The organism is Chromatiaceae bacterium (assembly GCA_024235395.1).
Taxonomy (GTDB): Bacteria; Pseudomonadota; Gammaproteobacteria; order Chromatiales; family Chromatiaceae; genus Thiosocius.
The window spans coordinates 806751-829709 of record JACKMK010000003.1 but is presented as its reverse complement, the minus strand read 5'-3'; the positions used below and the strand labels follow the sequence as shown (position 1 = coordinate 829709).

Genomic DNA, 22959 nt, shown 5'->3' with positions numbered 1-22959 from the left:
GGACCGCCGACCTATCGCGTTTGTGCGGCGCGGTGCAGTTCGAGTAACACGCGCACCAGATCGGGATGATCGAACTCGCGCCCGCCGATTGCACGATAGGCAATCCGGCCGTCGGGGGCGACGACGACCGTCGTCGGCAGGCCCTGGACCCGCCAGGGCCCGGAGGTGACGAGATGCTCGTCGAGCAAGATCGGGAAGCCCGGTGGCGGGTCGAGGGTCGCGACGAATGCCGCTACCGCGTCGCGGTCTTCGCCGACGTTTACCGCCAGCACGACCACTTCTTCATCCGCCGTCGCACGGTCGAGCCGTTCCAGGGACGGCATCTCGCGGCGGCACGGCGGGCACCAGGTCGCCCAGAAATTGACGACCACCACCCGGCCACGTAAGGCCTCGAGGCCATTGATGCCAGGTGGGAAACCGGGCAGCGCGAGCGCCGGTGCCGTTTCGCCGGAATCCACCGGTGTCAGCTGATGCGACAGGGGCGGCGGCTCAGCCGCGGGCGCGACGGAACAGACGAGGCACATCGCAAGAACGATTCGCAAAAACCGCGTCATCGGGCGATCGCCGAGGTCTTTGCCTGACACAGCGCGATCAGGTCGGCTGGCGCGATCTCGATATCCAGTCCGCGCCGCCCGCCGCTGACGAAGATCGTCTCAAAGGCGCTGGCGCCCAGATCGACCACGGTGGGCAGACGGCGTTTCTGACCCAGTGGACTGATGCCACCGACCACGTAACCGGTAATCCGCTCTGCATGCACGGGATCGGCCATCTCCACCTTCTTGACACCGCATGCCGCCGCCATCGCCTTGAGATCCAGTTGGGCATCGACAGGGACAACGGCGACCGCGAGCGTACGGTCGTTGCCGTTCAAACGGACCAACAGCGTCTTGAACACGCGCCGCGGTTCGAGACCGAGCGCCTCGGCCGCCTCCAATCCGTAACGCGTGTTTGCCGGATCATGCTGGTACTCGTGGACCTCGATCCTGATCCCGGCCGACTGTGCCGCGCGGATCGCCGGGGTCATCGCCGGTCCTTGATCTCGATGCCGCGGTCGCGCAGCTTGCGGTACAGATGGGTGCGCTCCATGCCCGCCTCCTCGGCCATCTGGCTGACGTTGCCGCCATGCTTTTCCAACTGGTATTCGAGATACGCCTTTTCGAAGGCATCGCGTGCGTCGCGCAGCGGCTGGTCGAACGATACGCCGGGGATGCCGGCAGTCCCGCTGGCCGCCTGCACGGCGCCTATCCCGGCCTCGACTTCGCCCGCGCTGATCTCGTCCCCGCTCCCCAGGATCAGCACGCGCTGCACCAGGTTCTTGAGCTCGCGGATATTGCCGGGCCAGGTGTGATTGCGCAGCACGTTCTGCGCAGCGATCGAGAAACGCCGATAGGGCAGTTTGTCCTGTTCCACCAGGCGATCGACAGCGCTGTCCAGCAACTCGGGGATGTCTTCGCGATGCTCTCGCAGCGGCGGCACGACCAGCGGTACCACGTTCAGTTGATAGAACAGGTCCTCGCGGAACTTGCCCTCCTCGACCGCACGGTGCAGATCACGCTGGGTCGCCGCGATCACCCGGACGTCGATGTTGACCGGCGCCGAACCACCGACACGCATAAAGGATCCCGTGTCCAGCGCCCCGACCAGCTGTGCCTGGACCTCGAGGTCCATGTCGGCGACCTCGTCGAGAAACAGCGTGCCACCGGCCGCCTGTTCGAGCCGGCCGTACTGGATATTGCCGTCCTTCTCGCTGCCGAACAGCTCCAGGGCCGCGTTGCCCTTGCTGATCGCCGATACCGCGACATCGATGAAGGGTCGGTCGCGGCGTGGGCTGTGCGCATGCAGGTAACGTGCGAACGTCTCGCGTCCGCTGCCGGGCTCGCCGGCGATCAGCACCCAGCTGTCGTGTTGCGCGACCCGCTTGACCTGTTCGCGCAACCGCTGCATCACCGCGCTGCGGCCGATCGGCTCGATCACCGGCGATGCACGCCGTTTGAGGCCGACGTTTTCCTGCGCCAGTCGGTCCGCCTCCAGGGCGCGCCCGACAGTCAGCAACAGCTTGGCCAGCGACAGCGGCTTCTCGAGGAAATCGTAGGCGCCGAGCCGGGTCGCCTCGACCGCGGTCTCGACCGTGCCGTGCCCGGACATCATGATCACCGGGCACGGCAGGCCACGCCCGTCCGCCCATTCCTTGAGCAGGCTGATGCCATCCAGGTCCGGCATCCAGATGTCGAGCAGGATCAGGTCCGGCCGGCGGTCACGCATCGCCTGACGCGCCGCGGCCGCGTGTTCGGCGGTCGCGACGCTGTAGTTCTCGTCCTCGAGGATGTCGCGCACCGATTCGCGGATATCCGGCTCATCGTCGACGACCAGGATGTGCGGCGCGCTCATCGGGCCCCTCCCTCGCCGGCTGCATCCACGGGGGGTTCGCCGGACGTGTCACCCGACTGCGCCATCGCCGGCAGACGCAGCATTACCCGACCGCCGCCGGCGGCCTGATTCTCCGCCTGCACCACGCCACCGTGGTCGGTGATGATGCGCTTGACGATCGCCAGACCCAGCCCGGTGCCCTTGGTCTTGTTGGTCACATAGGGCTCAAACACCTGGTCGAGCAAACCGACGTCGAATCCCGGCCCATTGTCGCTCACTGCGATCTCCACAAAATCGTTCCCCTCTTTCTTGCCCGTGGTGCTGCTGACGACGATCCGCCCGTCTTCGCCGGCGGCCTCGAGCGCATTCTTGAGCAGATTGTGCATCACCTGGCGCAGCCGCACAGGATCGGCCTCGATCGCCAGCCCGGGCGCACCGAGATCCATGACCACCTGCTGCGGATTGCCTTCGTAGAGCGCGATGACCTCGCTGAGGAAATCGTCGACCGGCAATGGCGCGAGCTGCAGTTTGCTCGGTTTCGCATAATCGGAAAAATCGTTGACCATGGCCTTCATCGCCTCGACCTGCTGCACGATGGTGTGCGTCGCACGATCCAGGACCTTGCCGTCCTCCGGCGCCATCTTGCCGAGATACTTGTGGCGCAGCCGTTCCGCCGACAGCTGGATCGGGGTCAACGGATTCTTGATCTCATGCGCCAGGCGCCGGGCCACTTCGCCCCAGGCCGCATCGCGTTGCGCCTTGACGAGCTCCGTGATGTCGTCGAACACCAGCACGTGGCCGGTCGCGCCGCCGCCATCGGAATCGAGCGTCGAGTGCCTGCACAGCAGGGTCTGCCGCCCGCCACCACGGTACAGCGTGATCTCGTCCCGTCCCTCGCGCACGCCTGTGTCCAGCCCGGAGACGATGCGCTCGACGAACGGCCGCAGCGCCTCGCTGCGCATGCCCAGCACGCGCAGGTCCTTGCCCTCGAGCTCACCCATCGCGAGGCCGAGGATCTGGTCGGCGGCGCGGTTGGCCGTCTGTATGCGCCCGTCGGAGTCGACCGCCATGACCCCTGTCGACAGGCCGGCGAGGACCGTCTCCAGGTAATTGTGTTGTGCCTGCAGCTTGTGCCGACTCTCCTCGAGCGCATTGCGTGCCCGTGCAATTCGACGCGTCATCGCGTTGAACGACGAAACCAGAAACCCGATCTCGTCCTCGGCGCGCGGCAACGGCAGCTGCTTGTCGTAGTCGCCCTCCGCGACCGCGCGGGTGCCCTCCGCGATATCGCTGATCGGCTGTACCAGTCGGCGTGCGGTATACACCGCGGCCCAGGCGGCGCCGAACAGGCTGAGCATCAACACCAGCGCCAGACTCAGCGCGAACGTGAACTTGATCTGCGATCGCATATAGGCACGCGTGCGGTAGACCTCGTACGCGTCCTGTACGTTCCTGCTCAGTTCGCTCAACGACTCGGGAACGGGGTACAGCGCCTGCAACACGAAACCACGCTGCTGTCGGTCCAGTACCAGGCAGCGCACCAGCAGTCGACCGTCCTGCCCGTTCGCGACACCGACGTAGTTCTCCCCGCCGATCACCTGCTGCACTATCCCGCTGTCGGGCGGTGTCGGGACAAGTATCTCGGGGTTGGCATGACTCATCGCAAGGACCTTGCCCTGCGTCGTGAACAGGGTCAGCTCGAAGGCCCCGGACGAGTCACGCATCGCATTGATCGCCAGTGCGGTCGCGGTCTTCGAGGTGTCCTCGATTTCACCCAGCAGATTTTCCGTCATTTTCAGCCGTTCGCGCTTGTGCAGGTCGAGCGAGAGCTTGCTCAACGTCAGCGCATCCTCCATTGCGCGATCGACTTGCAGGTCGAACCAACTGTCGATGCCGTGAGAAAGAAACCGGGTCGAGAAGAAATACACCACGCTGACCGGGATCAGCGCGATCAACAGGAACGACACCGACAGCCGCGCGCTGAGCCGCGAGCCGGCCACCCGCCGACGGTAGTCGCGCAGCAACTGCCACAGGTTCCAGCCGACGAGTGCGAACAGCAACGTCAGGCCGACCACGGTGAACAGCAGAAGCGGGATGAACCAGCGTCCGAGTTCGTCGGATCGCTGCAGCGAGGCACTGATCAGATGCAGTGACGCCAACAGCAGCAGGACCAGCAAGCCGGCCGCCAACGCATTGACGCGTCTGCTGTTCATGGCCGCAGGCGCCACTCCCAAGGCTCGCTGGCGACCCACCAGTCGCGCTGCAGATAAGCGGTCGGGCGCATCGGCAGCGGCAGCGCCTCGATGTCCAGGCGCACCTCGAGCCGTACCAAATACTCCTCGTCCAGATCGAGCCGTGAACGCTCGACGACCGGCATCGCGACGATATTGCCCAGGGTCCGCAATGCCGCATCGCGGGTCGCGAACGACAGCCGCTCGTCACCTATCAGGTTGCGCAGTTCGTAGAGCCCCGACAGCGGGCGGTACACCAGCACGGTGCGCAGCCGGTGCTCGACCACATCCGGCTCCCATACCCAGGCGTCCGCACGCCGCATCTGCACGTGCGTCTCGAACGTCAGTGGCACACCGTTCTGCAGTGCCTCGGATACCGTATCGTTGAGATCGAAGGTAATGTCCGCATCGAGCAGGATGCGGCCATCCTCGCTGAGGGTCAGGGCGACACGACGGAAATCGACCTCCTCGGCGAACAGCGCTGCAGGCAGGCAACACAGCAGCAACACAGCGATGGTCCGTGCAACTCGTTTCATACTTCAGGCGCCCGACGCCTTGATCAGCGCGGCGTAATAAAATCCGTCCGTGTCGTCGATCCCCGGGAGCAACTGTACACCTTTGCCACTGCGGCTTCCGGGACCGAGCGGCAACTCCACCGCGCGTGCATCGCCGTGGCGTGCGCAGAACCCCTCGATCTGGTCCGCGTTCTCGACCGGCAGCAATGAACAGGTCACGTACAGCATGCGACCACCGGGACGCAGCAGCTCCCACAAGGCGTCGAGAATGCGTGCCTGGCGGGCCACGAGCGCCGGGACGTCGGCAGCGCGCCGCAGCAGACGAATATCCGGGTGGCGGCGCATCACGCCGACTGCACTGCAGGGCGCATCGACCAGGATACGCTCGTAGGTGCGCCGGCCCCACGGCGTGTTGTCGGGTTGGGCTGCATCGCCGACCTGAAGTTCCGCGTGCCGACCGGCGCGCTGCAGGTTCTCGGCGACCCGGTCCAGGCGTTGTTTGTCGATGTCCAGTGCCGTCAACTGCAGATCCGCAGCGTGCTGCAGCAGGTGTAGGGTCTTGCCGCCGGGCGCCGCACAGGCATCGAGTACGCTTTGTCCGGGTTGCAGATCCAGAAACGGCGCCGCCAGTTGCGCGCCGGCGTCCTGCACCGAGACACGCCCGGCGCCGAACCCCGGCAGCCGATCGACCGACGTGGGCTCATCGAGCACCAGCGCGCTGGGCACCTGTGGATGAGGGCGCCCGCTCAGGCCGGTCGCCGCCAGCTCCTGCGCGTATTCATCACGCCCCGACTGCACGAGATCCACACGCAGCGTCATCGGCGGACGCGCCTGCAGCGCATCCAGGATCGCGCCGAGCTGTTCCGGCCAGGCATCAGCGAGTGCCTCGTACAACCAGTCCGGTTGTGCGTGACGCACCGCGGGATCGACATCGACCGCCGCGGCCAGCGCCTGATGGTCGCGCTGCAGGCCGCGCAATACGCCATTGACGAGCTTGCTCGCCCACCCCTTGCCCAGTGCGCGGCTCGCTTCGACGGTACTGGAGATCGCCGCGTGCGCCGGTACCCGGCTGTACAGCAGCTGATAGGCACCCACCAGCAACAGCGCTTGGAGATCGCGGTCCTTGGACTTCAGCGGCCGCTGCAGGCGGCGCGCGACCAGCGCATCCAGGCGCCGGTACCAGCGGCACACGCCGTAACTCAATTCGGCCGCCAGCGCACGGTCGCGGGGCTCCAGCGCCGCCGCGGTCTCGCTCAACACACTGTCGAGAGAACGACCTTGGAGGACCGCCACCACATTGCGTGCCGCGGTCGTGCGCGGATCAGCCAAGCACGACGCCCTGGATGGGGTGTGCATTGATGAAGTCGCTGGCGCTCATCGCGCGTTTGCCGGGTAGTTGCAGCTCGGTGATACGCAGCAGTCCGTCACCCGTGGCCACGTCGATACCGGCCCGCCCGGCATTCATGACGACACCCGGGCTACCGCCCACACCGCTGATCGCGCGTGCGCGCCAGATGCGCAGGTTCGCGTCCTCGAACACCGTCTGCGCCACCGGCCAGGGATTGAATGCGCGCACTTGGCGCTCAATGTCCGGCGCCGGCCGTTGCCAGTCGATCCAGGCCTCCGCCTTGTCCAGCTTTTTCGCGTAGCACGACTGCGCATCGTCCTGCGGTTGCGGCACCAGGCTTCCATCCAGGATGCCGGGCAGCGCCTTCATCAGGGCCGCGGCGCCCAGATCGGACAGGCGATCGTGCAGGCTGCCTGCCGTATCGTCCGGCGAGATATCGGTCTCCTCGACCAGGTACATGGGCCCGGTGTCGAGACCCGCCTCCATGCGCATGATCGTGACCCCGGTGGTGCGGTCACCGGCCAGCACCGCGCGCTGTATCGGCGCGGCACCGCGCCAACGCGGCAGGATCGACGCGTGGATGTTCACGCAGCCCAGGCGCGGCGCATCGAGCACCTGCGTCGGCAGCAACAGGCCATAGGCGACCACGACCATCAGGTCGGCTTGCAGGCCGCGCAATTCGGCGATCGCCTGTGGATCCTTGAAATTGGGTGGCTGGTAGACCGCAATGCCGGCATTGGCCGCGACCTCCTTGACCGGACTCGGGCTCAGCTTACGACCGCGACCTGCCGGCCGGTCGGGCTGCGTATAGACCCCGACGACCCGGTGCTCCGACGCCAGCAATGCCCGCAGCGGCGGGACCGAAAAATCGGGGGTACCTGCAAACAGGATGCGATGGGAATCGGTCATCTTCGGCTCTGATCGAGGAATCGGGTTCGGCAATACAGGGGCGGCGGCGACTGCTGCGCCTTCGGACGCTCAGATGGCGCGGCGCTTGGACGGCTTTTCGCCCCCCTGACGCGCTTCTTTTTCGAGCTTCTTGCGGATCCGCTGGCGCTTGAGGTTCGACAGATAATCGACGAACAATTTGCCGTCGAGGTGGTCGATTTCGTGCTGAATGCAGACCGCCAGCAGCCCGTCGGCCTCCATTTCGAAGGCGTTGCCGTCACGGTCGAGTGCACGCACGCGCACGCGCTCGGCGCGCTGCACCGTCTCATAGACACCGGGCACCGACAGACAACCCTCGTCCATCTCCTCCTCGCCGACGCGCTCGATGATCTCCGGGTTGACCAACGCCAGCGGCTGGTTGCGTTCGTCGGACGTGTCGATCACGATGACCCGACGCGGATCGTTGACCTGGATCGCGGCCAGACCGATCCCCGGTGCCTCGTACATGGTCTCGAACATGTCATCGATCAACCGACGCACCGCATCGTCGACCTGCACGACCGGTTGAGCGATATTGCGCAGCCGGGAGTCAGGGAAATGCAGGATGTCGAGGATCGCCATGGTGTCTCTCGTGTTCTGGTAGTCGCGGTCGAACAATGACCGCCAGACGCCTGTTTGGTCTAAGATTTCAGCAAAAATTCAACGGCGCCGACCGGTCGGCCTAAAGAGTAGACCGATTCAGGCCGTAAATAATACCGCAAACCGCCATAGTTGACCGATTGGAAGTCGTCATTGCACCAAGGGAATCCCATGTTAAAAGCCTGCAAAAGTCTGATTCTGCTGCTGTCTTGCGCCCTGGCGGTACCGCTGGCGCTAGCCGACGACCTGCTGCGCGCGGACCATCCGACGCACTACACAGTGGTCAAGGGGGATACGCTGTGGGACATCGCCGGCCGTTTCCTGCGCAGCCCGTGGCGCTGGCCGGACATCTGGTACGTGAATCCGCAGATCGCGAACCCACATCTGATCTATCCCGGCGACCAGCTGGACCTGGTGTATGTGGACGGCAAACCGCAGTTGCGACTGCGTCGCGGCCCGCTGAAACTGTCACCGAACGTCCGCGCAACCCCGTGGGACGGTGCCATTCCGACGATCCCGGTGGACGCCATAGCGCCGTTCCTGACAAGGCCCTATGTGCTCAGTCAGGATGAAGCGGACAAGGCGCCGTACGTGGTCGATTTTGCCGACGAGCACATTCTCGGCGGCCCCGGTATCAAGGCCTATGTGCGCAGCATCCCGAACGACGAGCCCTCGAAGTACGAGATCGTGCGCCCCGGGGGGGCCTACAAGGACGCCGAGACCGGCGAGATCCTCGGCTATGAAGCGATCTATGTGGGCACTGGAGAACTGCAGCGCACCGGCGACCCGGCGACGCTGTTCATCAACTCGACCGAACTCGAGGTGGTGATCGGCGACCGTGTGATCGCGGCCGGCGAGGAAAAGGCGACCGCAAACTTCACTCCTCACGGGCCACCGGCACCGCTTGAGGGCAGTATCATCTCGGTGCTGAACGGCGTCAGCCAGATTGGCCAGTACAACGTCGTGGTGGTCGATCGCGGGTCGGCGGACGGCCTGGACCCGGGCACGGTGCTGCGCGTCGACCAGCGTGGCGAGACCATCCGCGACGTGGTCACCCCGGATTCGCGCGATACCGTCAAGCTGCCGGACGAGGAAGCCGGCCTGCTGATGGTGTTCCGCACCTTCGAACGGGTAAGCTTCGGGTTGATCCTGCACGCCACCCGTGTCATGCATGTCGAGGACCGCGTTCGCAGTCCCTAGACGCCGGCAGGACGCAACAACCCCGGAGGTTGAATGGACTCAACCCCAACCGATGAAGCCGCCGCCTGGTGCGCACTGCTGCGCGCGCCCGGCGTCGGTTGTCAAACCCTGAACCCACTGCTCGCCTCGACCCGCAGTGCGCGCGAACTGGTCGAGCGGCCTCCGCCAAACCTGCCGGACGCGTTGCGCACCTACCTGCGCGCACCGGACTGGCGTGGTGCCGAAGCCGACATGCGGTGGCTCGAACAGCCGCGCAACCACCTGCTGACAATCGTCGACCCCGCCTATCCGGTGGCGCTGCGCAGCCTCGGCAACCCGCCCAGCGCACTGTTTCTGCACGGCGACCCGGAACTGCTGACGCTCCCACAGACCGCAATCGTCGGCAGCCGAAACCCGAGTGCCGGCGGCCGGCAGACCGCGCACGACTTTGCGGCCTTTCTGGCCGCTGCCGGGCTGGTCGTATCGAGCGGCCTGGCAACCGGGATCGACGCGGCCGCACACAGGGGCGCACTTGACGCCGACGGGCTGACCCTGGCGGCGACCGGTACCGGCCTGGACCGCGTCTACCCGGCCGGCAACCGCGCGCTGGCCCACGACATCGCGCTGAATGGCCTGCTGGTGTCTGAGTTTCCGACCGGCACCCCACCGCTGCCCGGCAATTTCCCGCGCCGCAACCGCATTCTGGCCGGACTCAGCCTCGGCACCCTGGTGGTCGAAGCCGCCCTGCACAGCGGGTCGCTGATCACGGCACGCATCGCGGCCGAGACCGGGCGCGAGGTGTTCGCGATCCCCGGGTCGATCCACAATCCCCTGGCTCGGGGGTGCCACGCGCTGATCCGCGAAGGGGCCCGTCTGGTCGAACGCGGCGAAGACCTGCTCGAGGAACTCGCGCCGCTGCTCGCGCACACCGGATTCGACCTGCACACGGCGCCGGTTGCGACGCCAGCGGCATCTTCCACGGACGATCCGCAGCACCGGGCGCTGCTCGAGGCACTCGGCCATGCCCCGGCAACCACCGACGCACTGGTCGAACGAACCGGGTTCCCGGCCGCGGAAGTCTCGTCAATCCTGTTGTTGCTCGAATTGCAGGGTCATGTATCATCGGCTCCAGGTGGACTGTTCACACGAGTTGGATTAAGCCGAGAGTGAACCCATATCCCGCCGTAATCGGCCAACCACCGGGACGCTCCCCGCTGTCCTTTCAGGCCTCCCATTCCCCTTCAGGAAGACTGCCGTGAACGAAAACGTCATCGACGTCCTGATCTATATCTACGAAAACTACATGGACACCGAGGAATCCGTGCCCACGGATCAGATCATGCTCGAAGAGGAACTGGTACAGGCCGGATTTCCGCAGCCGGAGATCAAGAAAGCGTTCAACTGGCTGGACGAACTCGCCTGGCGGCAGGGATCACTGACCTACGCCGACGCACAACCGAACCGCTCGATGCGGATCTTCAGCGAACGCGAACAGCAGCGCATCGATCTCGAGATCCAGGGCATGCTGCTGTATCTCGAGCAGATCGGCATTCTCGATCCGATGAGCCGCGAACTGGTGATCGAACGGGCGATGGCGATCGAGACCGAAGAGTTGACCGCAGACGATGTGAAATGGATCGTGCTGCTGGTCCTTCTCAACCAGCCTGGCCAGGAAAACGCCTTCGCGTTGATGGAAGAACTGGTCTACAACGGCGAGCCGCTGTATCTGCACTGAATCCCGGTCAGCGGTCGAACCATCTGGCTGTCCTGGACGTCGGTCCAACAAATCCCATGCTTGACACCCAGCGGTCCGCGCGGCTATCCGTATAAATAGGCCGACGGGCTGCACCGCAGCGCCGTTGATCGATCCACCCGCGCCTGGCCGGCGCGGGTTTTGTTTAGCGAGCAGTTCCGCAGCATGAACCTGGTTATCGTCGAATCGCCGGCAAAGGCTAAAACGATCAAGAAGTATCTCGGCAAGGAGTTCGAGGTGCTGGCCTCGTACGGCCATGTGCGCGACCTGGTGCCGAAAGAAGGCGCCGTCGACCCGACGGCCGGTTTCGCGATGAAATATCAGGTGATCGACCGCAACGACAAGCACGTCAAGGCGATCACCACCAAACTGAAGGACGCGGATGCCCTGTACCTTGCGACCGACCCGGACCGCGAGGGCGAGGCCATCTCATGGCATCTCTACGAGCTGCTCAAGAACCGGCGGGTCCTGAAGGACAAGCCGGTCCACCGAGTCGTGTTCAACGAGATCACCAAGAAGGCCGTCCAGGATGCCGTCGCGCATCCACGCGAACTGTCGATGGACCTCGTGAATGCCCAGCAGGCACGTCGCGCGCTCGACTATCTGGTCGGCTTCAATCTGTCGCCGCTGTTGTGGAAGAAAGTACGACGGGGACTTTCGGCAGGCCGCGTACAGAGCCCGGCCCTGCGCCTGATCTGTGAGCGCGAGGACGAGATCGAGGCGTTCGTCGCACGCGAGTACTGGACCATCGAGGCCGACACCTCCAAGGACGGTCAGAAGTTCAGTGCCAAGCTGACCCATTTCGGTGGAGAGAAGCTCAGCCAGTTCACGATCAGCGAAGCCGGTCGTGCGGCCGAGGTGGAAAAGGCGCTCGACAAGGCCGCAGGCGGCCAGCTCGAGGTCCTCAAGGTCGAGAAGAAGCAGCGCAAACGCAACCCTGCAGCGCCGTTCACGACCTCGACCCTGCAGCAGGAGGCCGCACGCAAGCTCGGCTTCACGGCGCAGCGCACCATGCGCATCGCTCAACAGCTGTATGAAGGCGTCGACATCGGCAGCGGCGCGGTCGGTCTGATCACCTATATGCGTACCGACTCGGTCAACCTGGCGGACGAGGCGGTCGCCGAACTGCGTGACTTCATCGCCGACAAGTTCGGCAAGGACCAGCTCCCGAAGGCACCGCGCCACTACAAGACCAAGGCAAAGAACGCCCAGGAGGCCCACGAAGCGATCCGCCCGACCTCGGTGCTGCACGCACCGGACGAGATCGCGCAGCACCTCGACAAGGACCAGCTCAAGCTTTACAGCCTGATCTGGAAGCGCACAGTGGCGTGCCAGATGATCCACGCAACGATCGATACCGTGTCCGCTGATCTGGGCGCCGGCGAGGGCAACGTGTTTCGCGCAAACGGATCGACCATCGCCAGCCCCGGCTTCATCCAGGTCTACCTCGAAGGGACCGACGACGCCAAACCGGGCGATGACGACGAGAAGATGCTGCCGCCACTCGTCGAAGGCGAGCAGATCGCATTGAACAAGATCCGCACCGAGCAGCACTTCACCGAACCGCCGCCACGCTACAGCGAGGCCAGTCTGGTCAAGGCACTGGAGGAATTCGGTATCGGCCGGCCGTCGACCTATGCGTCGATCATCTCGACGCTGCAGGATCGCGAGTATGTCGAGATGGACAAGAAGCGCTTCATCCCGACCGACGTAGGGCGCGTGGTCAACAAGTTCCTGACCAACTACTTCACCCAGTACGTCGACTACGACTTCACGGCGCGTCTCGAAGACGAGCTGGATGCGGTGTCGCGCGGTGAGGAAGAATGGGTGCCGTTGCTGGAGAAGTTCTGGCAACCGTTCAAGGACCGTATCGACCACACCCAGGAAAACGTCCAGCGTTCCGACGTCACGCAGGAGAAGATCGACGAGAAATGTCCGAAATGCGGCGGCCAGCTGGCGATCCGTCTCGGCCGCAACGGTCGCTTCATCGGCTGTACCCACTACCCCGAGTGCGACTACACGCGCAACCTCGACAGTGACGGAAACGTCGCCGCCGAACCGGAAAAGGTCGGCCGTGACTGCCCGGAGTGTGGCTCGGAGCTGGTGTTCAAACAGGGCAAGTATGGCCGCTTCATCGGCTGTTCCGGCTACCCGAAGTGCCGCTACATCGAACCGATCGAGAAACCGAAAGACACCGGAGTGGCCTGCCCGAAATGTCACAAGGGAACGCTGATGCAACGCAAGTCGCGGCGCGGCAAGGTGTTCTACAGCTGCTCGACCTATCCGAAATGCGACTACGCGGTGTGGAACGAACCCGTCGCCGAACCCTGTCCGCAGTGCGGTTGGCCGGTGCTGACGATCAAGACCACCAAGCGCAGCGGTACGCAGAAGGTCTGCCCACAACCCGAATGCAGTTTCGCCGAGCCCTACGAGGCACCGACCGAGGCCGTCGGCGAGGGCTGAACAGGCCGGCGCCCCTGCAATGAATCCCGACGCCTCGCGTTTTCGCCTGCGCCATGCGGCGCGCCTATTGCGCAACGGCGCGGTCATCGCCTATCCCACCGAGGCGGTATTCGGCCTCGGCTGCGACCCACTGAATCGCGACGCGGTCCTGCGTCTGCTGGCGATCAAGCGACGGCCGTTGCAGAAGGGCCTGATCCTGATCGCCAGTCGCTTCGCACAGTTGCGACCCTTCGTCCTGCCGCCGGATGCTGCACTGCAGCGACAACTCGATGCGACCTGGCCGGGCCCGGTCACCTGGCTGTTACCGGCCAACCCGGCGACTCCCACCTGGCTGCGCGGCGAGCACCGCACGCTCGCGGTGCGCGTCACCGATCACCCGCTGGCGGCCGCGTTGTGTGACGCATTCGACGGGCCCATCGTGTCCACCAGTGCGAACGCAAGTGGCCACCCTCCGGCACGCTCGGCGCTGCAGGTACGCCAACGCTGCCCCGGCGTCGATTTCGTGCTGCACGGCGCCACCGGCGGCCTCACCCGCCCGACAACGATCCTCGACGCAGCCAGCGGCGCCACGGTGCGACCCGGCTGAACCGGCGTAGGCGAAGGCCTACGCAATCCCGCGATCCGCTCGCGGTGTAGGCCGGCCGGGCAGTTCTACACTTTGAGGGCCAGTAGGCGTGTTGACCGGGAGGTGATCGATATGGGGCGCTGTCTCTTCTGTCTGATCGGACCCGTGCTGGCGGCAATCTTCGCGATTGCGATGTACGCGCTGTACGGGAACGTGAACTGGGGCTCCGAAACGTTTAAGGCGAACAGCTGGATCGAGCCGGTTTTCTGGGCCCTGATGGCATCCGGCGTGGCGGTGCTCGCGCTGCGCGATCTGTGCAAATCGGTAGGCGGCTTCTGTAGCCGGGTCCGCGGCCGCAAGGCACTGCACCACTGATTCATGCCCGACCCCGGGGAGCCCGCCCGAGCGGGCCTCCCCGGACGGCGATCCGCCACCGGCTCACGGTTGAGACGTCACGCTCGGGTCTGGTCAAATGGGCACCCCTTTTCAGCCGGCTCCGGTGTACCCATGTCCGATCTCCCCGATATCGAAGCCGTACGCGGCTATCTGCTCGACCTGCAGGATCGCATCTGCGAGGCGCTGGCCGACGAGGATGGCGCACCCTTCCGTGAAGACGCCTGGCAGCGGCCCGGGGGTGGCGGTGGTCGTTCGCGGGTGCTCGAGGGCGGTCAGCTGTTCGAAAAGGCCGGCGTCAACTTCTCGCATGTGTTCGGTGACGGCCTGCCGCCGTCGGCGACCGCACAACGGCCGGAACTGGCGGGACGGCGCTTTCAGGCGATGGGAGTGTCGCTGGTGATTCACCCCCGCAACCCGCATATCCCCACGTCACATGCCAATGTGCGGTTCTTCATCGCCGAAAAGCCGGATGCCGACCCGGTGTGGTGGTTCGGTGGCGGATTCGACCTGACCCCGTACTACGGACGGCACGAGGATGCGCGCCACTGGCACGCGACCGCGAAGGCCGCCTGCGACCCGTTCGGCGAAGATGTGTACGGGCGTTTCAAACAGTGGTGCGACGACTACTTTTTTCTCAAACATCGCGACGAGCCGCGCGGCATCGGCGGGTTGTTTTTCGACGATCTCAACGAATGGGGCTTCGAGCGATCGTTCGCGTTCCTCCGCAGCGTCGGCGACCACTATGTGCCGGCCTACCTGCCGATCGTGCAGCGCCGCCGCGCCGATCCCCACGGCGAGCGGGAACGCGAGTTTCAGCTGTACCGACGCGGCCGTTATGTCGAGTTCAACCTGGTCTACGACCGTGGCACCATCTTCGGCCTGCAGACCGGTGGCCGCACCGAGTCCATCCTGATGTCATTGCCCCCGCTCGTCAGCTGGCGCTACGACTGGAAACCGGAACCCGGTAGCGCGGAAGCGGAGTTGTACGATGTCTTTCTGAAACCGCGCGACTGGCTGGCCGGCGACAGCTGAAACGCGTACACAAGCGGGGACTGTTCGGGCACGCCCGGAGGAGATAAAAAAGGGCCTGCCCGGGGAGGGGGCAGACCCTGAAGAGCGCGTATTCCAGCGCCAGAGGAGGATCGACCACGGAACGCCTGAATTCGACTTCAGGCTTTCGCTGATTTGGTTATCGCCCGCCGACGCCAAAACCTGAGCATCTCGTGAACTAGCTTCCGCTGGCCGCTCCGAGGTGCTCGGCGATCCAGTCTTCGATCCAGTGCGCCGGCCGCGCACCGGCAAAACGTCCCAGTTCCTCGCCACCGACGAACAGCATCACGGTGGGGAATCCCCGCAGGCGGTAACGGCCGGCCAGCTTCATGTTCTCGCCGTCATCGACCTCGACCTTGGCCAGACGGACCTTGCCGGCGAGTCCATTGATCACGCGTGTGAGGTGCGGGGCGATCGCATGGCAGGGTGCGCACCAGTCGGCCCAGAAATCGACCAGGATCGGGGCCGCCCGGGAGTCGCCGATCACCCGCTCTTCGAAGTCGTCGAGACCGGCGCTGAAGATCAGGTTGCCAGGCACTTCAACGGCCCTCCGCTTTGGCCGCCGCCGAACGCAGCGCAGCGCCCAGCGCGTCTTCGATCTCCTGGACGACCGCGATCCCCGGGCTGCCGGCGGCGATCGTGGTCGGCCGGGCGATCAACACCCGCGTGACCCCTTCCTTTTCCACCAGGTTGACACGCAGCGGACACAGGGCCAGCAAGTCGGGGTCGGCATTGCTCACCTGGTTCGCATACCAGGCGTTACAGACCACGATGCTGCGGATGCCGTCCAGGCGGTTGCGGTTGAGGTCCTCGCCCCATCGCTCGGCGAAACTCGCCAGGTTGGCCCCCAGGTCCGCCTCGAACACCACCCAGAAACGCGCCTCTTCGAGCGCGGCATACACCGCTTTGTAGGTCACCTCCATCGGTGCCCGGACATCCAGCCGCAGGATACCGGGCGGCGTCGCAGCAGCCACGCCGGCCAACAGGACCAGCCAGCAGGCGAAAAACAACCTTTTCATCGCTCGATCTCCCTAGATTCTGTCGCGTGATTCTAACCCGCGGACCACGACGCGTTGAGCGGAGCGGCTCACCTTTGTCAGGAGCCGCCGCAGCCGATAGCATTGGCGCCTCGAACGACCACAGACGCCACCCCGAGATGACGCAAGCACCTGTCCGCATCGCCACCCGCAAATCACCGCTCGCCATGTGGCAGGCGGAACATGTTGCCGCCGAACTGCGCCGTGCACATCCGGGGCTCGAGGTCGAGATCATTGGCATGAGCACCCAGGGCGACAAGATCCTCGATACACCATTGGCGAAAATCGGCGGCAAGGGCCTGTTCGTCAAGGAGTTGGAGCAACGCATGCTCGACGGTGGTGCCGATATTGCGGTGCACTCCATGAAAGACGTCCCGGTAGACTTGCCCGAGGGCCTGCACCTGGCGGTGATCCTGGAGCGCGAGGATCCACGCGATGCCTTTGTCTCGAATGCCTACGCGACGCTGGGCGAGCTGCCGCAGGGTGCGCGTGTCGGCACCTCGAGCCTGCGCCGCCAGTGTCAACTGGCCGACCGCCGTCCGGACCTGCGGATTGCGGCGTTGCGCGGCAACGTGAATACCCGGTTGCGCAAGCTGGACGACGGCGAATATGACGCGATCATCCTTGCGGCCGCCGGTCTGATCAGGCTCGGGTTTGCCGAGCGGATCCGCGGCTTCGTCGCCCCCGAAGAAAGCCTGCCGGCCATCGGCCAGGGCGCGATCGGCATCGAATGCCGCGCCGCGGATGCACGTGTGAACGCGCTGTTGCAACCGCTGCACCACGGATCCACTGCATCATGCGTCCGCGCCGAACGTGCGCTCAATCAGCGTCTCGAGGGCGGCTGCCAGGTTCCGATCGGCGGGCACGCGACACTGCACGCCGGCGAGCTGCATCTGCGCGGCCTGGTCGGCACAGTCGATGGCAGCGAGATCGTGCGTGGCGAGATCCGCGGCCCCGTGGACGATGCCGAGCGACTCGGCCGCGCCCTTGCCGAGGAACTGCTCGAACACGGTGCGGCAGAGATCCTCCGCCAACTCTACGCCCAGCCCTAGAGCACGCTTGAACAGCCAAAACCCACCCTGCGACCTCGCCGGTCTGAGTGTGCTGGTCACTCGCCCGGCACACCAGTCCGAGCCCCTGTGCGACCTGATCGCCGCCGCGCACGGCCGTCCGATACGTTTCCCGACATTGGAGATCCGCGGGCCCACCGACAAACTGGCCGCCCGGCGTGAACTGGAGGGCGCGCGCCGCGCAGACCTGCTGTTGTTCGTCAGCGCCAACGCCGTGCGGTATGCATTTCCGCTGTTGCCCGACCAACTGCCGCTGGATGTCGCGATCGGTGCCGTGGGCCGCGCAACCGCCCAGGCGCTTGCCGAGGCCGGGCTCGACGCCACCCTGGTACCGGAACGCATGGACAGCGAGGGTCTTCTCGCCTTGCCGGCGCTGCAGGCGGTACAGGGCAAGCGGGTCTACATCCTGCGAGGCAATGGCGGTCGCGAACTGCTCACCGAGGTATTGCGCGAACGCGGCGCGGAGGTCCGCGCGGTCGAGGTATACCGCCGCCAGGTTCCCGCGAACCCGCCGGGGATCGCGAACCTGGTCAGCAACTGGGACCGCATGGCGCAGATCGTCACCGCGACCAGCAACGCGATCCTCGACAATCTGTTCAGCTTGCTGGGCGAGCGAGGCGCCGCTCTCCTGCGTCGTACACCCTTGGTCGTGGCCAGCCAGCGCATGGCGGAACACGCCATCGCGCTACGCTGCGAAGCGGTGTACGTCGCCGCATCGGCCGGTGACCCAGATATCGTCGCCACGCTTTGCGCGGTCGCCGAAGATGTCGTCTGAGCGAGGCGTTTGCTAGTCTTGCTACTATCTTCGCCACAACCCACTCAAGGCCGCAGGCCGCTGTCCGGTAGCACTCAGCATGAATGACGAAGATCCAAAACCGGGCGTCGTGATCGACGTGACCCCGGAACAGGAGCCCGCTGCCCCACCGGCGCATGACGACGGCGGCGGCGCGCCGCCCGCCAGGTCGAGCACGCGCCTGACGCTGATCCTGGCCGGCGTGGCGCTACTGCTGGTGGTCGGCGGGATCGCGTTCGGCTATCGCTACTGGCAGGCCCTCTCCCAAGACCTCGCTGCGATGGGCGCCCGGGTGCGTACCGCGATGAGCGGACAGCAGCAACTGCAGCAATCACTGGACGGCACTCGGCAGGCGCTGCAGGCCCAGGAATCGACCCTGAACGCCCAGCAGGACGTGCTCTCGAAGCAACGCCTCGCGGTCGACGAGGCGCGCAACGCGTTTCAGACCCAGGAACAGAAGCTCGCCGACGAGAACCTGAAACTGGAGGAACGCGAGGCCGAGTTGCGCGCCGCGGTCGCCGACGTGCACCGCCGCGTCGGACGCTCCGGTACCCAGTGGATGATCGCCGAGACGGATTACCTGCTGCGGATCGCCAACCACCGCCTGATACTGGCACGCGATACGCAGACCGCGCGGGTCGCGCTCGAGCTGGCCGACCAGCGCCTGCGCGATACGCAGGACCCGGGTTGGACCGGGGTACGTGAACAGATCGCGCGCGACATCGCCAAGCTGAGCGGATTCGCGGCGCCGGACATCGCCGGCATGTCCGCGCAGCTGGCCGCGCTGATCGAGCAGGTACCGCAGCTGAAGATCGACCGCGCCACCGTGGGACCGGAACGCACCCTCCCGGAACACGCCGCGCGTGCACCCGGCGAACGTAGCTGGGACACCCTGCTGGATGATCTCTGGGCCGGGTTCAAGGACTCGGTGCGCATCCGCGAGCGCGATCAGCCGGTCCAGGCCATGCTCGCCCCCGAACACCAGTATTTCCTGTACGAGAACCTGCGCCTGAATCTGCAGGGTGCGCGCCTCGCGCTGGCGCGCGGCGACCAGGCGTTGTTTCGCGACAATCTGCAATCCGCGGCCGCATCGCTGGACAGCCATTTTGCGGCCGACGACGCAACCGCGACGGCGGTCCGCAGTGCGGTCGCGAAGATGCTGGCGATCGACATCCACCCGCAACTACCGGACATCAGCCAGTCGCTGCGGACGCTCGAGGTACGCCAGAAGCTGATGCGGGACATCGTCCCCGGAGACGCCGAGGTCACCCAGTGAGGCCACTGCTGAAGATCTGGTTGGTGATGCTGGCGGGTGCCGGCATCGGCGTGGTACTGAGCCGCGACAGCGGCTACGTGCTGCTCGCGTTCGGCAACTACACGGTGGAGATGAGCCTGGCCCTGCTGTTGCTACTGATGGGCGCCCTGTTCGCGTTGCTGTATTTCGGTATCCGCCTGGTCGTGCGTACGCTGCACCTTCCCCAGGACGTGCGCGAATGGAAACAGAAGCGTGGCTCACGGCTCGCCCAACAGGCGATGACCCGTGGCCTGCTGGAGATGTCGGAGGGGAGCTGGCGGAGTGCCGAGAAACGCCTGGTACGTTTCGCCGACCGATCCGAGACGCCGTTGCTGAACTACCTCGCGGCCGCCCGTGCCGCGCAGTTGCAGGGCGCGCATGACCGTCGCGACAGCTACATCCGACTGGCACACGAATGCATGCCATCGGCCGATGTCGCCGTCAGCCTGACGCAGGCGGAACTGCAACTGGCCGACCAGCAGCTCGAACAGGCCCTGGCTACGCTGAAGCACCTGCGCAGCGTGGCGCCGAAACACAACTACGTCTTGCGCCTGCTGCGCCGCCTGTACGAACAGCTCGGCGACTGGGAACACCTGCGTGAACTCCTGCCGGAGCTGCGGCGTCGCAAGGTCGAGGACGAAGCCGATCTGTCACGCCTCGAGGTGCGGACCCATCGCGCGCTGCTCGAGCAGGCGTTCCTGTCCAGCGACGAGCGCCGTCTCGGGATGGCCTGGGCAGACGTCCCGCGCGGCCTGCGCGAACACCCCCAACTACTGGGAGATTTCGCCGGCTACCTGCAGGAAAGCGGCCAGGACGCCAAGGCGGAGCAGTTGTTGCGGGAGGTACTGCGCAAGCAGTGGGAGCCGACGCTGGTCGAGATCTACGGGTTGCTCGAGACCGGCGAGGCCGGCAAACAGCTGTCGCACATGGAACGCCTGCTGGCCGATCACCCGGACGACCCGACGCTGCTGCTGACGCTTGGTCGGCTCAGCCTGCGGGCCCAGCTCTGGGGCAAGGCGCGCGGCTATCTCGAGGCGTGCATAGGCCGCAACGGACCCGCCCAGGCGTATCGCGAACTCGGCCAGCTACTCGAGCGCATGCACGAACCGGACAAGGCCATCGACGTCTACCGGCGTGGCCTGTCGGGAACCGGGGGCCCCGAACCGGTGCCACTGCCCCAGGACATCGGCAAGGCCAAGGCGAACCGGCCGATGCTCGACGAGCAGCCTGCGCAACCGGCACCCCATGGGGCGATACCCAAAGGCGCGGAGTCCTAGCCCCCCGGCGGACCGCGGCGTCGCCTATTGCGCGGCCTGATCGCGCGATTCCTCGGCGTATTCGAACGAATCGAAATACATCTGCGCGTCGGGCATACCGGCGGCGCGAAACGCCTCGCGCGCCGCGACGATCATCGGTGGTGGGCCGGCCATGTAGAGGTCGAAATCGGCGACATTCGGGTGATCGGCGAGGACCGCCTCGTGCACCCACCCGGTGCGGCCCTGCCAATCGGGATCCGGCTCGGAAAGCACCGGGACGAACCGGAAGTTCGCGTGCTCCCGCACCCAGCGCTCGGGCAGCTCACGCAGATACAGGTCACGTTCGCTGCGCACGCCCCAATAGAGATGCATCGGGCGTTGCTCGCGCGCCTTGAACAGGTGTTCGATCTGGCCCTTGAGCGGCGCGAAACCCGTGCCGCCGCCCATGAACAGCATCGGGCGCGTCGAGCGCTCGTCGAGTACGAAGCTGCCGAGCGGTGCCTGGACACGCAGGATGGTGCGTTCCTTCATCTGGTTGAACACCCAGTCGGTGAATCGCCCCCCATCGACATGCCGGATATGCAGTTCGATCAACTCGTCGTCGTGCGGCGCGTTGGCGATCGAAAATGCGCGTCGCCGTCCATCCGCCAGCAGGAAATCGAGATACTGGCCGGCGCAAAACTGAAGGCGCTGATTGTCGGGCAGCTTGAGGAACAATCGCACGACATCGTGGCTGAGGTGCTCGACCGCATTGACCCGCACCGGCAGCAGCTTGACCTCGATGTCCGCCGGGGTCTCCGCCTCGCGTACCGCGATGGTCAGATCACTGACCGCGAATGCCTGACACGGCAGGCATTTACCGTCGCCGACCTCGTCCAGGGCCGGCGGCCGGGCATCATAGTGAACGTCCCCGGCGATGAGGTCGGCGGCGCAGGAACCGCAGCGACCGTTGCGACATCCGTACGGCAGACCGACATTCTGGCGAATCGCGGCGTCGAGCACGGTCTCGCGGTCTTCCACCTCGAACTGGTGGCCGCTGTTTTGGATGGTCACGGTATACGGCATGGCGATTGGCTTACAGGGATGACAGAATCGCAATTGTCCTTGATGCGAAAGGCAAAAAAAACCTGGGGGTGGGGCGTGTTAATTGTCGGATGCGGTGCGGTCGGCCGCCGCCTTGCGGCCAGAACCCGGCAACGCGACGCGGCCGTGCACTGTTGGGTGCGAACCCCGGCGCATGCCGCGGAACTCAACGCGCAGGGATACCCCGCACAGGCCGTGGATCTCGACCACACCCTGCCGCCACTCGCCGGCGAATGGGACCGGGCGCAGGTCTGCTACCTGGCGCCGCCGCCGTCCAGCGGCCAGACCGACCCCCGCATGGAGCGTTTCCTCGCCGCACTCCCCGACACGGGTCGGCGGAGAATCCTGTATATCAGCACCACCGGCGTGTATGGCGATTGCGGCGGCGACTGGGTCGACGAACGCCGCCCGGCGAGACCACAGGTGGATCGGGCGCGGCGCCGCCACGATGCAGAACAACAGTTGACGGCCTGGCGTGCAGCCGGCCGCGGCGAGGTCGTCATCCTGCGTGTGGCGGGGATCTACGGCCCCGGCAAGCTGCCCTTGGAGCGCCTGCAGCGTGGGCTACCGATGGTGGACGCGGCCGAAGCGCCCTGGACGAACCGGATCCACATCGATGACCTGGTGGCCACGTGTGAAGCGGCCATGGAGCGTGGTCGCGACGGCGAGGTATACAACGTGAGTGACGGTACGCCCGGCAATATGCGCGACTACTTCGACCGGGTGGCAGCGCTGTACCGGCTGCCGCGCGCGCCGTCGATCCGACTGGCTGACGCCGATCAGCGCCTGTCGCAGGGACTGATGTCTTATCTGCGCGAATCGCGCCGCCTCGACAACCGCAAGATGCTCGAGGAGCTGGAGGTGATATTGCGTTACCCCGACCTGGAGACCGGGTTGGCGTCCTGTGTGGCCGGCGAATCCGGCCGGTGAATCCCATACGCCGGAACGCCGGGCGATGCCGGGTCCCGATCAAGGATCGGCGCCAGTGGCCGTTAATTTCCGTGTGATTGTCCTCCGGAGCCCATGCAACGA

Annotated in this window: 23 protein-coding genes; 12 read left to right on the top strand and 11 right to left on the bottom strand. The window is 65.6% G+C overall.

Going from position 1 to position 22959, the window contains the following annotated elements; all coding sequences use genetic code 11:
- Positions 1–11: 11 nt before the first annotated feature.
- The 8 genes from H6955_17145 to H6955_17110 all read right to left on the bottom strand — a co-directional run bounded on the left by H6955_17145 (position 12) and on the right by H6955_17110 (position 7970).
- Positions 12–554, bottom strand: coding sequence for a TlpA family protein disulfide reductase (locus tag H6955_17145; protein MCP5315287.1), 543 nt, complete (start codon positions 552–554; stop codon positions 12–14).
- A complete protein-coding gene (ybaK, locus tag H6955_17140; GenBank protein ID MCP5315286.1) occupies positions 551–1024 on the bottom strand; it encodes a Cys-tRNA(Pro) deacylase in 474 nt (157 codons plus the stop codon). The genes H6955_17145 and ybaK overlap by 4 nt, the downstream gene beginning before the upstream one ends.
- Complete coding sequence (locus H6955_17135) at positions 1021–2388, bottom strand: sigma-54-dependent Fis family transcriptional regulator (protein ID MCP5315285.1); 1368 nt, start codon at positions 2386–2388, stop codon at positions 1021–1023. The genes ybaK and H6955_17135 overlap by 4 nt, the downstream gene beginning before the upstream one ends.
- A complete protein-coding gene (locus H6955_17130; GenBank protein MCP5315284.1) occupies positions 2385–4580 on the bottom strand; it encodes a HAMP domain-containing protein in 2196 nt (731 codons plus the stop codon). Before H6955_17130 ends, H6955_17135 begins: the two co-directional genes overlap by 4 nt.
- Positions 4577–5134, bottom strand: a complete 558-nt coding sequence (locus H6955_17125; GenBank protein ID MCP5315283.1) for a DUF4390 domain-containing protein — start codon at positions 5132–5134, stop codon at positions 4577–4579. The genes H6955_17130 and H6955_17125 overlap by 4 nt, the downstream gene beginning before the upstream one ends.
- A gap of 3 nt (positions 5135–5137) precedes the next feature.
- Positions 5138–6469 carry a 16S rRNA (cytosine(967)-C(5))-methyltransferase RsmB gene (rsmB, locus tag H6955_17120; protein MCP5315282.1) on the bottom strand — a complete coding sequence of 444 codons (1332 nt, stop codon included), beginning with the start codon at positions 6467–6469 and terminating at the stop codon, positions 5138–5140.
- Positions 6435–7370 (bottom strand): methionyl-tRNA formyltransferase, encoded by a 936-nt coding sequence (locus tag H6955_17115; GenBank protein MCP5315281.1) that lies wholly within the window; start codon positions 7368–7370, stop codon positions 6435–6437. The genes rsmB and H6955_17115 overlap by 35 nt, the downstream gene beginning before the upstream one ends.
- A gap of 69 nt (positions 7371–7439) precedes the next feature.
- Positions 7440–7970: a peptide deformylase gene (locus H6955_17110; protein ID MCP5315280.1), complete on the bottom strand. Its 531-nt coding sequence runs from the start codon at positions 7968–7970 to the stop codon at positions 7440–7442.
- A gap of 189 nt (positions 7971–8159) precedes the next feature.
- On the opposite strand from H6955_17110, the gene H6955_17105 reads away from it, so the two are divergent.
- From H6955_17105 to hemF, 7 genes are all read left to right on the top strand, one after another.
- Positions 8160–9188 (top strand): LysM peptidoglycan-binding domain-containing protein, encoded by a 1029-nt coding sequence (locus H6955_17105; protein ID MCP5315279.1) that lies wholly within the window; start codon positions 8160–8162, stop codon positions 9186–9188.
- Positions 9189–9221: 33 nt separating this feature from the next.
- Entirely contained in the window at positions 9222–10337 is a 1116-nt protein-coding gene (dprA, locus tag H6955_17100) for a DNA-protecting protein DprA (protein ID MCP5315278.1), read from the top strand.
- 85 nt (positions 10338–10422) lie between these two features.
- Positions 10423–10902 carry a DUF494 domain-containing protein gene (locus tag H6955_17095; GenBank protein ID MCP5315277.1) on the top strand — a complete coding sequence of 160 codons (480 nt, stop codon included), beginning with the start codon at positions 10423–10425 and terminating at the stop codon, positions 10900–10902.
- Between the two features lie 183 nt (positions 10903–11085).
- Positions 11086–13383 carry a type I DNA topoisomerase gene (gene topA / locus H6955_17090; protein ID MCP5315276.1) on the top strand — a complete coding sequence of 766 codons (2298 nt, stop codon included), beginning with the start codon at positions 11086–11088 and terminating at the stop codon, positions 13381–13383.
- A 19-nt stretch (positions 13384–13402) separates the two neighbouring features.
- Positions 13403–13969 (top strand): threonylcarbamoyl-AMP synthase, encoded by a 567-nt coding sequence (locus tag H6955_17085; GenBank protein ID MCP5315275.1) that lies wholly within the window; start codon positions 13403–13405, stop codon positions 13967–13969.
- A gap of 111 nt (positions 13970–14080) precedes the next feature.
- On the top strand, positions 14081–14323 hold the full coding sequence (locus H6955_17080; GenBank protein ID MCP5315274.1) for a hypothetical protein: 243 nt from the start codon (positions 14081–14083) through the stop codon (positions 14321–14323).
- 132 nt (positions 14324–14455) lie between these two features.
- Positions 14456–15376 (top strand): oxygen-dependent coproporphyrinogen oxidase, encoded by a 921-nt coding sequence (gene hemF / locus H6955_17075; protein ID MCP5315273.1) that lies wholly within the window; start codon positions 14456–14458, stop codon positions 15374–15376.
- Positions 15377–15572: 196 nt separating this feature from the next.
- Here hemF and H6955_17070 read toward each other — a convergent pair whose 3' ends face one another.
- Together H6955_17070 and H6955_17065 are read right to left on the bottom strand one after the other, a co-directional pair.
- Complete coding sequence (locus tag H6955_17070) at positions 15573–15932, bottom strand: thioredoxin family protein (GenBank protein MCP5315272.1); 360 nt, start codon at positions 15930–15932, stop codon at positions 15573–15575.
- Position 15933: 1 nt separating this feature from the next.
- The gene (locus H6955_17065; GenBank protein ID MCP5315271.1) at positions 15934–16413 is read right to left on the bottom strand and encodes a DUF302 domain-containing protein; all 480 of its coding nucleotides are present in this window, start codon (positions 16411–16413) and stop codon (positions 15934–15936) included.
- Between the two features lie 137 nt (positions 16414–16550).
- Between H6955_17065 and hemC the strand changes: the two genes are divergently transcribed.
- The 4 genes from hemC (at position 16551) to H6955_17045 (ending at position 20865) form a co-directional block, all read left to right on the top strand.
- Positions 16551–17483: a hydroxymethylbilane synthase gene (gene hemC, locus H6955_17060; protein MCP5315270.1), complete on the top strand. Its 933-nt coding sequence runs from the start codon at positions 16551–16553 to the stop codon at positions 17481–17483.
- The gene (locus H6955_17055; GenBank protein MCP5315269.1) at positions 17395–18276 is read left to right on the top strand and encodes a uroporphyrinogen-III synthase; all 882 of its coding nucleotides are present in this window, start codon (positions 17395–17397) and stop codon (positions 18274–18276) included. The genes hemC and H6955_17055 overlap by 89 nt, the downstream gene beginning before the upstream one ends.
- Before the next feature lie 79 nt (positions 18277–18355).
- Complete coding sequence (locus H6955_17050; protein MCP5315268.1) at positions 18356–19570, top strand: uroporphyrinogen-III C-methyltransferase; 1215 nt, start codon at positions 18356–18358, stop codon at positions 19568–19570.
- The gene (locus H6955_17045; protein MCP5315267.1) at positions 19567–20865 is read left to right on the top strand and encodes a heme biosynthesis protein HemY; all 1299 of its coding nucleotides are present in this window, start codon (positions 19567–19569) and stop codon (positions 20863–20865) included. Before H6955_17050 ends, H6955_17045 begins: the two co-directional genes overlap by 4 nt.
- Before the next feature lie 24 nt (positions 20866–20889).
- Here the strand turns inward: H6955_17045 and H6955_17040 are convergent, their stop codons facing one another.
- Positions 20890–21909: a CDP-6-deoxy-delta-3,4-glucoseen reductase gene (locus H6955_17040; protein ID MCP5315266.1), complete on the bottom strand. Its 1020-nt coding sequence runs from the start codon at positions 21907–21909 to the stop codon at positions 20890–20892.
- Between the two features lie 42 nt (positions 21910–21951).
- On the opposite strand from H6955_17040, the gene H6955_17035 reads away from it, so the two are divergent.
- Positions 21952–22857 carry an SDR family oxidoreductase gene (locus H6955_17035; protein MCP5315265.1) on the top strand — a complete coding sequence of 302 codons (906 nt, stop codon included), beginning with the start codon at positions 21952–21954 and terminating at the stop codon, positions 22855–22857.
- The last annotated feature ends 102 nt before the right edge of the window (positions 22858–22959 follow it).

Coding starts and splice junctions, on each gene's coding strand:
- H6955_17145 (MCP5315287.1), bottom strand. CDS start 554: ATGACGCGGTTTTTGCGAATCGTTCTTGCGATGTGCCTCGTCTGTTCC.
- ybaK (MCP5315286.1), bottom strand. CDS start 1,024: ATGACCCCGGCGATCCGCGCGGCACAGTCGGCCGGGATCAGGATCGAG.
- H6955_17135 (MCP5315285.1), bottom strand. CDS start 2,388: ATGAGCGCGCCGCACATCCTGGTCGTCGACGATGAGCCGGATATCCGC.
- H6955_17130 (MCP5315284.1), bottom strand. CDS start 4,580: ATGAACAGCAGACGCGTCAATGCGTTGGCGGCCGGCTTGCTGGTCCTG.
- H6955_17125 (MCP5315283.1), bottom strand. CDS start 5,134: ATGAAACGAGTTGCACGGACCATCGCTGTGTTGCTGCTGTGTTGCCTG.
- rsmB (MCP5315282.1), bottom strand. CDS start 6,469: ATGCACACCCCATCCAGGGCGTCGTGCTTGGCTGATCCGCGCACGACC.
- H6955_17115 (MCP5315281.1), bottom strand. CDS start 7,370: ATGACCGATTCCCATCGCATCCTGTTTGCAGGTACCCCCGATTTTTCG.
- H6955_17110 (MCP5315280.1), bottom strand. CDS start 7,970: ATGGCGATCCTCGACATCCTGCATTTCCCTGACTCCCGGCTGCGCAAT.
- H6955_17105 (MCP5315279.1), top strand. CDS start 8,160: ATGTTAAAAGCCTGCAAAAGTCTGATTCTGCTGCTGTCTTGCGCCCTG.
- dprA (MCP5315278.1), top strand. CDS start 9,222: ATGGACTCAACCCCAACCGATGAAGCCGCCGCCTGGTGCGCACTGCTG.
- topA (MCP5315276.1), top strand. CDS start 11,086: ATGAACCTGGTTATCGTCGAATCGCCGGCAAAGGCTAAAACGATCAAG.
- H6955_17085 (MCP5315275.1), top strand. CDS start 13,403: ATGAATCCCGACGCCTCGCGTTTTCGCCTGCGCCATGCGGCGCGCCTA.
- H6955_17080 (MCP5315274.1), top strand. CDS start 14,081: ATGGGGCGCTGTCTCTTCTGTCTGATCGGACCCGTGCTGGCGGCAATC.
- hemF (MCP5315273.1), top strand. CDS start 14,456: ATGTCCGATCTCCCCGATATCGAAGCCGTACGCGGCTATCTGCTCGAC.
- H6955_17065 (MCP5315271.1), bottom strand. CDS start 16,413: ATGAAAAGGTTGTTTTTCGCCTGCTGGCTGGTCCTGTTGGCCGGCGTG.
- hemC (MCP5315270.1), top strand. CDS start 16,551: ATGACGCAAGCACCTGTCCGCATCGCCACCCGCAAATCACCGCTCGCC.
- H6955_17055 (MCP5315269.1), top strand. CDS start 17,395: ATGCCGAGCGACTCGGCCGCGCCCTTGCCGAGGAACTGCTCGAACACG.
- H6955_17050 (MCP5315268.1), top strand. CDS start 18,356: ATGAATGACGAAGATCCAAAACCGGGCGTCGTGATCGACGTGACCCCG.
- H6955_17040 (MCP5315266.1), bottom strand. CDS start 21,909: ATGCCGTATACCGTGACCATCCAAAACAGCGGCCACCAGTTCGAGGTG.
- H6955_17035 (MCP5315265.1), top strand. CDS start 21,952: ATGCGAAAGGCAAAAAAAACCTGGGGGTGGGGCGTGTTAATTGTCGGA.